Below are 11,950 nucleotides of genomic sequence, written 5' to 3'. Positions count from 1 at the left end.
AATGTTATTTCCCTAAATTATCTGTTTTAGTAGTTATTTTCCGGAAAATTTTTTAGTTATGATTTTCCCACATTGATGATTTGATAATAGCCATTGCATCTAAAAAGAAAATCATCTGCTCTGCACCATTAGTTAGGTATCCTTGCAAAAATGGTTTCATAGCTGGGTAAAACAAGTCTTCTGAAGGTGTTTTGATTTTTTGTGCATCTAACCATTCTATATCTGAAAGTTGCCGCACCATCAAACCCAAATACTTACCATCATTCTCTAGGACAATTACCATCATCTTAGTGATTAAGTTTGCCCCCTGTGGTACGGGTGGATAACCTAACATTTCTTCTAAGTCCACTAACCACAGCATTTCCCCACGCCAACTATAAATTCCTAAGACACAACTGGGCATCTGTGGGACTACGCATATTTCTGTCAGAGAAACTTGCAAAACCTCGGTGATGTGCTGTAATGAGATCACAGCTTGGTCTCTAATTCCCAAGTTAAAACTTAAAAATTTTTGTTTAGTTTCCAATGTTTGTGTTCCTCTTTATCTAGTTATTTTAGATAGGTATATAGCCACTATTTGATCTTGGAAAATTCATAATGAATAGTGACTATTGATCATAGAAAAACAATGTGATTAATTTATTCTCTACTTGTTGTTGATCAACTTTTTCAAAGTTTCTTCTAATTCTTCCTTTTGAACTGGTTTAGATAGGTAAGCTTTTGCACCCAACATATTCCCCCACATTTTATCTACATCTGTATTTTTAGTAGAACAGAAAACTACGGGTATTTGGCTGGTACTGGGATTGTTCTGTAATTCTCTACAAATTTCATAGCCACTTTTACCTGGTAAAATTACATCCAGTAAGATTACATCTGGCTTGTTCTTATCTATTTTTTCCTGCGCTTCATCACTACTTGTAGCAGAAATTACCGAGTAACCCGCCTGTTGTAAATAACGACTGATAATTTCCATATCAGTCAAACCGTCTTCAACTACTAACACTGTACTCATGGGAACTACCTAGAAAATTATCTTTTTGAATCTTATGCAAAAACTTAGATATGTAGTCAGATAAATTAATATAGCAACGGGTTCTATTGTTGGTATATATTTATTTATTGTATAGATGTTTTCATCAAAAAAATTACGTAATCAACATAAGTTTACATGATTCCATTTTATCTTTGTGTTATTTAATTTGTGTTATTTAAAACTTCCCAAAAAAAAGAAGATTCAGTTTAGGAAACTGTTTAATTTCAGCACTTATTAAACAGAGTTGAATTTATGACTATTAAGTTAATGATGAATGGGGATACTGATTGAGCGGTAATTTTATGACTCGCCTGTATTTTCGACTACTAATCTATTTTGCGCTACTAAGTATTTACGTATTACACCCATTACTCGATCAGCAACTATCGGTTTAGAGATGAAGTCTGTAGAGCCAACTACCTTGGCACGGACACGATCTAAAAGACCATCATTACCAGTTAAAATGATGACTGGTGTGTGAGCAAAAGCAGGTATGCGGCGTAATTGAGTGCAGATTTCATAACCACTAGCTACTGGCATAATTAAATCCAAAAAAATCAAATCTGGCTTTTCTTGGATGAGTACAGGTAAAGCTTGAATAGCATCTTGAACTTTGGTAAATCTCAGCCCGTTGGCAGTAATAATATCCTCTAACATTTTACATACTAATGGGCTATCATCCACACAGGCTATAAGTGGTGCTATGCGATTTACCTGATTTTTTGTTTGTCTGGAGTTATTATTACTGGCATCAGTAACTTGTAGCGGTAAATCAGGTACTTCAATTAATTCAATAATGCCTTTGAGTATATATGGCAGTAAGGAACGAGTGACAGGCATCACATTCTGTTTCATTTTTACAGATAATTCTCTCAGAGTGTATTTGCCATTAATTAAGTTAGCAAAATTTTTATATACAGAGGGACTAACTATTTTTTGTAGATGTTCTGGCCTGCGTAAAACTGGTGATGAGTTAGGCGAAATATTAGCCAATCCTACCTGTGACCAAATTGCCCATGAATCTTGCATCATTTTAATAGACATATCTGCGCTGGTAAAGCTCATAGGCATATCCAAGACTACATCTTGGCTAAGATTATAAGTTACAGCAGAAAAATCTACTTCCTGTGCTAAGTCAAAAAATATTTCTGCAATTGTATTTTCGACAATAGCGTGGATTTGTTCTCTCTGAATTTTTTGTCTTTTGTATAGGATATCTAAGAGATTATAATCCCAGTAATCAATGGCGAAATCTTCGGAGCGACAGCGGATTTTTTCTAGGTCAATATCTGGACAATGCTGTGCCATTTGTCTGCGCCAGCGCCGGAAGGGATGTGTTCCCCCTGTTGCCCAAACTATTCTTCCTAAACGATAGTAAAAAGCCCATTGAAGACCTTTACTATTTTTCACACTGAGTTTGCCGTTATATTGAAATTGAGTACAGGTTTTAAACTCATTTAATAAGTTATGAGATTCTATAGTTTCAGAGTTGGTCATATTTTATTCCTTATTATCAATAAGTCAGCCTCTGGAGAGTCTAAAAATAGCCACCAAAAAATCATTAGTTATCTTTTGTGACCAGAATTATGTGTAGTTCATACAGATAGTATCAATAGCACCCTTTACTCTCTTATACTATTGTTTACTGAACTGTAATACTGGTTTATGTTTAGTTTTGATTAAGATTAACTCTAAAGATGTTTTAGCAGATGATTCATTTAATACTTTACACCCTATTGAGGTTTTTTGTGGTGGTTGATTCAGTTAGACTAACAAACATTAACAATTAAGTATTTAAACGTAATTGCTACTGAGTTTCTATTTTACTCTTGATTTACGCAATAGATATCAGTATAAATTCGGATTTTCAAGGGTGGCAAGGAAGAGTATTGTTTACCTTGGCAATTTTCCTCAATACCTATGTTTTTGGCTTATCTAAGCACTTTAGATTGCATCAAATCTTATACTTTTATCAATACTACAGTAACTGACAATAGTTAAATTAGTTAAGTATTATAGTATACGTGCTTGTGTGGGATATAAGAAGAATTCGAGAGAATTTAAGTATAGAAATTTTCGCGTATATTTTTGTTCACCATCAATTAAGCCATAAAAAAGTCCGCAAATGCGGACTATCTAAATTTATAGGACTTACGCACAAGTTATGGAAAAATGTATCGCTCAAGGGAAAGCTCTGCTAACGCGTAGCGTGTGGTTCGCATAGCGTTCCGAAGGAATAGACATACCGCAGAGGACAAGGAGAAATACAGCACTTTCCGGTGTAATGAGGTACATTATTGGCGGGCAAGATGCCCACCCCACAAGAGTTTCTTTATTATGATTTGTACCTCATAAGAATGAAATATGCTGTAAGAGTTTGAGAGATTTTTGCGTAAGTCATGACCAATAAGCATTGATTGGTAAACTACTGAATATTTATGAGATAGAGTCAACTTTTTGGGGAATACCCACCAGTTGATAGAGTCTATCTTCAAACTTTTGACTGCATACTGACCAATCAAATTCTAAAATAGAGGGTCGAGCTTGCTGAGATAATTTGGCTTTTAGTTCAGGATTTGCAAGAATGGTAATAATTTTGTCAGCAAAATCTTGAGGGTTATTAGGTTCAGCAAGAAAACCATTATCACCAACCATAACTTGTTCAGCAGTCGAGGGAGCAATAACAGCGACTACAGGAGTTCCCGAAGCTAAAGCTTCGTTATTAGTTGTGCAGAAATTTTCAGTTACAGAAGGATTTATAAAAACATCTGCTCTAGCAAACCATCCTAATAATTCCGTACCGTGAGATTCTCCCCAAATTGTGACACCATGGGGGAATTTTTGAGCGCGACGCTGAATTTCTTGATCTAATGGACCACTACCAACAATAACTAAATGGACATCAGGAATTTGAGCGGCAATCAATGGATAAGCATCTAAAAGTTGAGTGACATTTTTTTCTGCGGTGATGCGTCCTACAAATAAAATTGTGGGTCTTTTATCCTTAGGAATGGGATCATAACAGATATTACGGGGGTGGAATTTATCACAGTTAATTCCTTGATAGGGGACATATTCACCCTGTTGACATTTAAGTTTTTGATATTTGGAAAGTTGTTCCCTAGAAGAGAATATATTTAGATCATAAGCAGAGCTAAATTGTTTGACTAAAAGAGGGATGATGGGACGGATAAATCCAAAGAGTATATTGCCAAAATAATATCGAATATAAGCGACGATATCGGTATGAAAAACAGAGATAATGGGAGTTTTTGTGCGTTTAGCATAATCAACTCCTACAGGTTTGCCATAACCTTGTAGGAACATTGAATATAAACCTCTCATTTGTGCTGCTTCTTCAACTATGATGATGTCGGGTTGAAATTTCTCTAGTAATTTAGTATCGCTCCAATGACGATAATTTAATGGTTGGGGTAGAGATTTATAAAAGATGAGTGGTTCTGTGGGAAAAGCATAAGATGAAAAGTTAGGAAAAGATTTTAGTTCTTCTATCCCTGACATGGGACGATTTCCGACTTGTTGAGGATACTTATTATTGATTTGGGGGTGAATAAGAAAAACTTCGTGTCCTTGTTCCAGTAACCAATGAACTCGTTGATGAACTGCTACGGATACTCCGGTTAAGAAAGGAGAATATAAGCCTGTAAATAGGGCAATGCGAAGAGGTTTTTTTTGCATTTTAAAGTCAGTTATTTCATGAATATACTAGATTTAGGATTTACGCAACAACCATCATGAAATCTGTGGTTTCTGCGCTGATAATTAAGAAAATGCCCAGATGAAATTACAGAGAGATTTTAGGATCAATTGGTTGGTCTAACCATTGATAAGGATGATATTCTACTAGGTGAATCTGCCAGGGACTTTTGACTCGATAGCTTAGTCCGCGCCATGTGACTGTTGACATCCATAGGGAAGATAGCATGGCTAAACCATAAACCCATTGGGTAAAAGGAATAGCAATTAACATTTTGAGGATAGTTTTGAGGGGAATTTGGGGAGTAAATTGATTCTGGGAACGGAGTATTTCTTGTACTCCTAATTCCATGAATAACATCAGTAGTAGTAATCCAATCGTATAGATACTGTAGGATTTTAATAGAGAAAAAGCAACTTCCCATTCGGCGACGAATAAAAATCCTAAAGCTAAGAGAATGGTCATTGCGGGGAAGAGAATGCTGGAAATGGCATCACTGACTAATGCTAACCAGTTGGGGTGATAAAGTCGGCAACAAAGTATGAGACGTTTGAGAGATGGTAGCAAATTAGGTAGGTTGATTTCTTCTCGATTCAGTATTAATAAAGAAGGTACAAATTTAATTTTCAACCTATGTTTTTTGATGACTTTATGCAGGAGCATATCATCACCAAATGCTTCTCCCCATTTTTCCAATAGTTCTGTTTCCTGGATGACTTGTTTTTTAATAGCTAAACTACCACCCCAGGGAACTTGAAATAGGAACATTTGCACGACAGTAGACACATTACCTACATAACGAACGAGAGAACCCCAATATTTTCCTGTGGGGACATACCAACGATTTCCGGTTGTGAGTCCTACTTTTTCATTAATGAGAGGAGTGACTAATTCTCTTAACCAGTTGCTATGAACTATGGTGTCAGCATCTACTAATGCAACTACTTGATAGGAGTCATCTAAATCGGAAATTGCTTGCACTAAAGAACTGCATTTGAGACTACAATTATGACGTACTGTTCTCAGGGTGCTAATTTGACAGTTGGTGGCTTTAATTTCGGTGATGACTTCTTTGGTAATTTTAAAAGCTGGATCTTCTGGACTGTCAATAATCAGCTTTAAATCGTAATCTGGATAGTTTTGTTGCAAGAGCGATCGCAAACAATTAGGTAGAAATGGATCAGCACCTCGTAAACACAAAATTACTGCTGTTTTTGGGAATTGGTGATCTGATAATAATGGTTGTTTGTATGATCGCAAATACGATAAAAATATGAGCGTTAAGCATACCTGAATTACCAACCAACCAATTAATGACTTAGATAAAAAAGTGGCAAAATCTTCCATTAGTCATTAATTATGAATCAAGGGAATATTTCATGTTGATGTTGATGGTGGTATTTTTGGTGAGTGGAAAACTGACATGGCGGAATTTTGGTGTACCAGTTTGAATGGAAACAATGGGATTTCTGGAAATACCAAAACCTTCGGTGGGAATACCAAAAAAGTCTTTATTCAGTTGGCGATCGCCATTTTGATCATCTACTACTGCAACAGCATAACTTCCTGGTTTTAAACCAGAAAATACTTGCTTTACAGAAGCGCTTGTAATTTTGGTACAAGCGCTTTTGATTTCACTAGTATCATTGTCAGGAAATCCTTTTGCAGAATCGTAAACTCGGAAACAAATATCTCCCTTTTGGTGACGAATACCATTAACTACTACAGTTAATTTTGATGTGCTGCCAGCTTGAACAGTGTTAGCAGTAATGCAGCTTAACAAAGTAATTACTAACAGATAAGAAAGACGAGATATTTTGAACATAAGTTGAAGTTGCTAGATAGAATTTGCAAGTAATTACAGATGGAGAGTTTTTTTGATTTTCATGCTAGAGAAAATATATTTCTGAGTGCTATTAACAAATCCTTTAATAATAAAAATTCTGTTCCGGCTAATTTTTTGATGATGCTGCGACAACAAGATAATTGCTGTGGTAAAGTTAGTGGACTGTAAATAATTGAAATTAGATACTCCTGAAAAATACGCCAATGGGGAAATAAAAGTTTTCCTTTGTTACTAGAATCAAACCAGACGGAATACTGATAAAAATCTGGTAAGTCATCTAAAGAGTATTGAGGATTGTTATTAGTAAATAACATATAATTAGGAAAAAACATACTCAGAGATTGTTGATCATGACAGCGGGCAAAAAATAAATATTCGGGAATTTCATAAAATTTACCGAGTATCCCTAATCTTAATACGAAAATCCCATCTGCATTACCATAACCACCCATAGGCGGTATTTTTTCTAAGACCTTTTTCCGAATTACACCATATAATTGATAACAGAAGTGTTTAGTGAGTAATTCATGAAACCTAATTTCTGGTTTTTCTGAATTAGTTTGCATTTTAATTTCATAATTTTGCAGAAAATTACTGTATTTGTCAATCAAAAATGTGTGGGAATGACATAATATATAATCGGGATTTTCTTCCAGTACATGAATACATTTGCTTAGGTAATCAGGAGCGTGTAAATCATCGTAAGCTGCCCATTTAAAGTATTCACCTTGGGACAATTTAAGGACACGATTGAAATTACAAGCACAACCGATATTACTAGGATTACGATAATAAATAATCCGTTGATCTTGTGCAGCGTAATTTCTACAAATCTCCTCAGTATTGTCTGTAGAAGCATTATCACAGATAATTAACTCAAAATCACTAAAGGTCTGGTTTAACAGACAATCTAGAGACTCTTGAAGAAAAGTTTCTCCATTGTAGACAGGTAGCCCAATACTTAATTTTGGCTGAGAATTATACATACACCATGCCCCTATTATGTAAACTAATTGAGTAAACATTCAGTAGTCAGCATTTTAAATTTGCTACGGTAAAAAAGCCAGAATATGAGATATATTCGTAGCATAGCAATCCCAATAAAATAGGGATTTTTGGTGTAACTATTAAAAGCTGATTACTGAATAATTACTTATTTCATTAACTTTTGCAGGTCAGTTTTTTGCAACCATTGATGAGTGCGTTTCATACCTTCTTCGAGGTCAATTTTTGGCTGATAGTTTAATAAATCTGTGACTTTAGCAATAGAATAAGCATGAGGACGACTCATAAAGTCCACTGATTCTGGGAGAATATCAGCTTTTTTGCGAAATAATTTTTGTCCCTGATGACGAACTTTCAGAAACAGTTTCATTTCTTCTTTAGGGAGCGACATGGGAGCGGGTAAACCTTCCATAGCTGCTAGATGAATAAAATATTCTTTCCAGGAAGTTTTTTCTCCATCGGTGACATTAAAAATTTCGCCGTAGGCTTCTTTTTCTATAGCTAAAAAGATGGCATCAACTAAATTATCAACATACAAATGATTCATTACTCCCTTGCCATCATTTGCATAGGCAAATAATTTTTGTCGCATCATCAAAACTGGCCGCACTATCCAGGGAATACTTCCTGGCCCATAAACGTCTCCTGCACGGATAATAATTACACCAAAATCCGGTGCTGAATTTAGTTTTAAAATCTCTGTTTCTGCTTCAATTTTGGTTTGACAGTAGGGGTTATTATCCCCAGAAACTATGCCCGTTTCTGTGATATTCTCGGCATAGTTAAAACCATAAACTAAAACAGTAGAAAGATGGATAAATGTTTTCACACCTGCTTGCTTGGCAGCTTGAGCGATGTTGAGTGTACCGTTAACATTTATTTCTCGAAAACGTTTAATATCTCCTGCTTCTTCGGCAAGTTGGGCAGTATGTAAAATTATGTCTACTCCCTGACAAGCGGTTTGAGCAATTTTATTATCATTGATATTACCAACAATAATTTCTACTCCTAAGTTTTGCAGCTTTTGATCTTTTGTATTAGAAGTTTGTAAACCTCGTACTTTCATGCCTTGAGCTATGGCTAATTCTGCGGCACGAGAGCCAATAAATTCATCAATGCCAGTGATCAGAATGGTTTTGTCTTGCAGGTTCATAGTATTAATAATTGGTTGATGTAGTTGTTGGAATTTACCAGCTTGATTAGAAAATATCTGCTGGGTCGGCTGAACGTAGTTTATTAATTGCTAATGCCCCTGAAGTTATGCAAATTAATACGGTAGATGTGAGGACAATTAAGGCATTATTAGAGGTCATCATGATGGGTAACTTAGTTACTTGCATAGCAAAATCATATAAGGCTACGGAGATAATAAATCCGGGAATATAGGCTAATAAAGCGAGGATTAATGCCTGTTGAAAAACAACATTTAATAAGTATCCGTTGGCATAACCTATGGCTTTAAGAGTTGCGTAAGCAATAAATTGAGTAGCAATATTACTGTAGAGAATTTGATAAACGATCACCACACCTACAATAGCTGCCATTGTTAACATTAAGTTGAGAATAAAACCAATTGGTGTTCTAGAAGCCCAATATTTTTTTTCAAAATCAATGAATTGTTGACGGGTAAAAATCTGTACGTCATTGGGTAAGTTGACTCGTAAATGCTCTAAAATTTCTTGAGGAATAAAGCCAGGTTTGAGTTTAACAATACCTACATCTATTTTTTCTGCGGGACGGAGATTAGGATTTATTCTCAAAAAGGTTGAATCACTAACAATTAAGTTTCCATCCACACCAAAGGAAGGACCTAAGCTAAATAAACCACCGACTCTAACTCGATAACCTTGGAGAGATTCAAAGGAAAATATTTCAATTGGTTGTTCTGTTTCTCCCCGGCTAAAATTTTCAGCTATTGGGCCAAATTCCGGTCGAGAATCTCTGTCAAATAACATGACATCAGGAATTTTTAGTTTATCTAAATTCTCCTGCACTTCTGGAATATTCATCACTGGTTTTCCAGGGTCAAAACCAATGACATAGATTGAATATTTTTCACCAGAAACTGGGTTTTTTAATTTAGCAAATTGTAAGTACATCGGGCTGACAGATTCAACACCTTCAAACCCTAATGTTTGGTATAAACGATTGCGCGAAAAACTTTGATTAGATGTCAAAGATTTATATTGGGAACTGACGATAAATAAATCACCTTTAAGATTTTGATGTACTGCTGTTGCACTAGAATAGAGAGCATCTTGGAAACCAAGTTGTATAAACATCAGCAACACAATAAAGGCAATTCCAGCTACAGCCACGATAAAACGCGCTTTTTGCTGTGCTAATTGTAGCCATGCTAAAGGAATTTTTACATTCATATATTTAGTTATTAGTCATTAGTTATTAGTTAGTTCACTCTCACCTATTAATGACTACATCTGAATAGCAACGTCTACTTGTAAGTTTGTGAAACGAGAGACTTTTTGACTATCTACAGGGTTATCAATGGAGATTTTTACTTCTATAATTCTGCGGTCTGTATCTGAATTGGGACTGATACTAAAGATACTTTGTTTGTCAACTTGCCAGCCTATTTCTTTAACTATTCCCTGTAATTTTCCAGGAAATGCTGCACTGGTGATCAAGGCTTTTTGTCCAACACGAACTTTTTGAATATCTGTTTGATAGACTTCTGCAATGACATTCATGGTGGTAGTATTACCAAGTTCAGCAAAGCCAGAAGTAGCGATAACTTCCCCATTTTTGGCGTGAATTTTTAACACTCTGGCATTGATGGGGGATTTGATGTATGTTAATTCGTAATCTGCTTTAGCTTGTTGAATGGCGGTTTCTGCACTTTTGACTTCACTTTCTGCTAGGAGGATGTCTACACTACGTACTTCTTTAATGCTATTTAATCTAGCTTTTGCTTCTTTAACTTGATCTTGGATAGTGTTTTTAGTTCTTTCCAGAGTTGCTTTTGCTTCTGTTAATTGTTGTTGTGTGGTTTTTAATTGTAGTGCTTTGGTATCAGCAATGGAAGCAGAAACAGCACCATCTTTAAGTAATTTTTGATAGCGATTGCTCTCTATTTGAGCATTATCTAATTCTGCTTGAATACGATTGATTGTTGCAGTTTGAGCCGCAATTTCACCTTTTAATTGGGAATTTAATCTGGTAATTGTTGCTTGTTGAGCGTTAATATCTCCGGGTTTAGCTCCAGCTTTTACCTGTGCGAGTTTAGCTTTAGCAACTAATAATTTATCAAAAGCTTGTTTGATTGCAGCTTTAGAACGATCATAGTTTTCTAAATAAGCTAATGTTTGTCCTGCTTTTACTTGATCTCCCTCTGCTACCAATAGTTTTTCTACACGTACACCATTAATAGAATTAGGAGCAGATAAATAAGTGATTTTACCTTGTGGTTGCAAACGTCCTAAAGCAGTAACCGAGAGTTTTACAGGAGTGGGTTGAGGAGATGAACCTTGAGAGGAAGAAACAAAAGAGGAAGATGTTTGTTTTAATTTGGAAAAACTGTAGAAAGATGCTAAACCAGCAGTTATTGCAATGGAAGCTGCTAAGATAATTTTCCACTTTTTAGCAGAAGTTTTTAATAATTGGCGTTCTTTATCTACTGCCATATTCTTATTCCCATGATTTTCTGAATTAGGGATACTCGTAATAGAAATGTCACTAAATTATCCATTTGCCTTTTAGCTCTTACTTTCTGCTATCGCTCTTGATAACAAAATTAAAGGCGAAATCAATAGAGATGTTACTGTTACTTTTCTTTAGTTTTAGCTTGAATTTGAATTATGTGGAGTAGCGTCAAATACAGTCAAGCTCACTAAAAATATTGGTTTCCAGATATAAGGAATTGTTGATGTGATGGCATGAAAAAATCAATAATCTCAAGCTTAATTCTGCCAAAAACATTCAATTATGTCAACTCTATAGTTTGGACTAAATATCCTGACATTAATTATTATTTTGGCACTCAAAACCAGCAAGCGGCTATTTTTTTAAATAAATTACACCTGAAAAACCCACAAATCTATGATTAAGTCTGTATTTGTCTTATCAAATGAGGCTTTATCAAGTAAAAATATGCAGATTTCATTACAAGATAACTGTTTTGCAGGGTCTAAATTGAGGTAATTATGTTGAGACTATTACATCCACTAAATTAAGATTTGCTTTATAAATAACTACTTTAGTTGACAATCTGAGTTATCTTATAAATTCATCAAAAAATCTTGCCAAATTATGATATTTTCTTGAGATGAAATAGATTTATGTTCACAAGAACTATCTGTGTATTTAATGTTTTGTAACTTTCCAAACA

General features: G+C 35.1%; 10 protein-coding genes. All 10 read right to left on the bottom strand.

Going from position 1 to position 11,950, the window contains the following annotated elements; genetic code table 11:
- Window positions 1-52: 52 nt before the first annotated feature.
- Window positions 53-526, bottom strand: a complete 474-nt coding sequence (locus tag WJM97_RS05375; protein WP_353932011.1) for a chemotaxis protein CheW — start codon at window positions 524-526, stop codon at window positions 53-55.
- Between the two features lie 120 nt (window positions 527-646).
- Window positions 647-1,015 carry a response regulator gene (locus WJM97_RS05370; RefSeq protein WP_353932010.1) on the bottom strand — a complete coding sequence of 123 codons (369 nt, stop codon included), beginning with the start codon at window positions 1,013-1,015 and terminating at the stop codon, window positions 647-649.
- A 321-nt stretch (window positions 1,016-1,336) separates the two neighbouring features.
- Window positions 1,337-2,533 (bottom strand): response regulator, encoded by a 1,197-nt coding sequence (locus WJM97_RS05365; RefSeq protein WP_353932009.1) that lies wholly within the window; start codon window positions 2,531-2,533, stop codon window positions 1,337-1,339.
- Window positions 2,534-3,472: 939 nt separating this feature from the next.
- A complete protein-coding gene (locus tag WJM97_RS05360) occupies window positions 3,473-4,735 on the bottom strand; it encodes a glycosyltransferase (RefSeq protein ID WP_353932008.1) in 1,263 nt (420 codons plus the stop codon).
- A 106-nt stretch (window positions 4,736-4,841) separates the two neighbouring features.
- Entirely contained in the window at window positions 4,842-6,101 is a 1,260-nt protein-coding gene (locus tag WJM97_RS05355; protein ID WP_353932007.1) for a glycosyltransferase family 2 protein, read from the bottom strand.
- 10 nt (window positions 6,102-6,111) lie between these two features.
- Window positions 6,112-6,579, bottom strand: a complete 468-nt coding sequence (locus WJM97_RS05350) for a DUF2141 domain-containing protein (RefSeq protein ID WP_353932006.1) — start codon at window positions 6,577-6,579, stop codon at window positions 6,112-6,114.
- A gap of 59 nt (window positions 6,580-6,638) precedes the next feature.
- On the bottom strand, window positions 6,639-7,586 hold the full coding sequence (locus WJM97_RS05345) for a glycosyltransferase family A protein (protein WP_353932005.1): 948 nt from the start codon (window positions 7,584-7,586) through the stop codon (window positions 6,639-6,641).
- Between the two features lie 167 nt (window positions 7,587-7,753).
- Window positions 7,754-8,758 carry an NAD-dependent epimerase/dehydratase family protein gene (locus tag WJM97_RS05340; RefSeq protein ID WP_353932004.1) on the bottom strand — a complete coding sequence of 335 codons (1,005 nt, stop codon included), beginning with the start codon at window positions 8,756-8,758 and terminating at the stop codon, window positions 7,754-7,756.
- 46 nt (window positions 8,759-8,804) lie between these two features.
- Complete coding sequence (gene devC / locus WJM97_RS05335) at window positions 8,805-9,983, bottom strand: ABC transporter permease DevC (RefSeq protein ID WP_353932003.1); 1,179 nt, start codon at window positions 9,981-9,983, stop codon at window positions 8,805-8,807.
- Window positions 9,984-10,037: 54 nt separating this feature from the next.
- Window positions 10,038-11,246 (bottom strand): ABC exporter membrane fusion protein, encoded by a 1,209-nt coding sequence (locus tag WJM97_RS05330; protein ID WP_353932002.1) that lies wholly within the window; start codon window positions 11,244-11,246, stop codon window positions 10,038-10,040.
- Window positions 11,247-11,950: the final 704 nt, after the last annotated feature.

It is taken from the genome of Okeanomitos corallinicola TIOX110 (assembly GCF_038050375.1).
Lineage (GTDB): Bacteria > Cyanobacteriota > Cyanobacteriia > Cyanobacteriales > Nostocaceae > Okeanomitos > Okeanomitos corallinicola.
The sequence above is the reverse complement of the archived record's forward strand: the minus strand, read 5'-3'. Positions and strand labels throughout refer to the sequence as shown.

Excerpts from the sequence above, each read along its gene's own strand:
- WJM97_RS05370 (WP_353932010.1), bottom strand. The coding sequence starts at position 1,015 with ATGAGTACAGTGTTAGTAGTTGAAGACGGTTTGACTGATATGGAAATT.
- devC (WP_353932003.1), bottom strand. The coding sequence starts at position 9,983 with ATGAATGTAAAAATTCCTTTAGCATGGCTACAATTAGCACAGCAAAAA.
- WJM97_RS05340 (WP_353932004.1), bottom strand. The coding sequence starts at position 8,758 with ATGAACCTGCAAGACAAAACCATTCTGATCACTGGCATTGATGAATTT.
- WJM97_RS05355 (WP_353932007.1), bottom strand. The coding sequence starts at position 6,101 with ATGGAAGATTTTGCCACTTTTTTATCTAAGTCATTAATTGGTTGGTTG.
- WJM97_RS05365 (WP_353932009.1), bottom strand. The coding sequence starts at position 2,533 with ATGACCAACTCTGAAACTATAGAATCTCATAACTTATTAAATGAGTTT.
- WJM97_RS05360 (WP_353932008.1), bottom strand. The coding sequence starts at position 4,735 with ATGCAAAAAAAACCTCTTCGCATTGCCCTATTTACAGGCTTATATTCT.
- WJM97_RS05350 (WP_353932006.1), bottom strand. The coding sequence starts at position 6,579 with ATGTTCAAAATATCTCGTCTTTCTTATCTGTTAGTAATTACTTTGTTA.
- WJM97_RS05330 (WP_353932002.1), bottom strand. The coding sequence starts at position 11,246 with ATGGCAGTAGATAAAGAACGCCAATTATTAAAAACTTCTGCTAAAAAG.
- WJM97_RS05345 (WP_353932005.1), bottom strand. The coding sequence starts at position 7,586 with ATGTATAATTCTCAGCCAAAATTAAGTATTGGGCTACCTGTCTACAAT.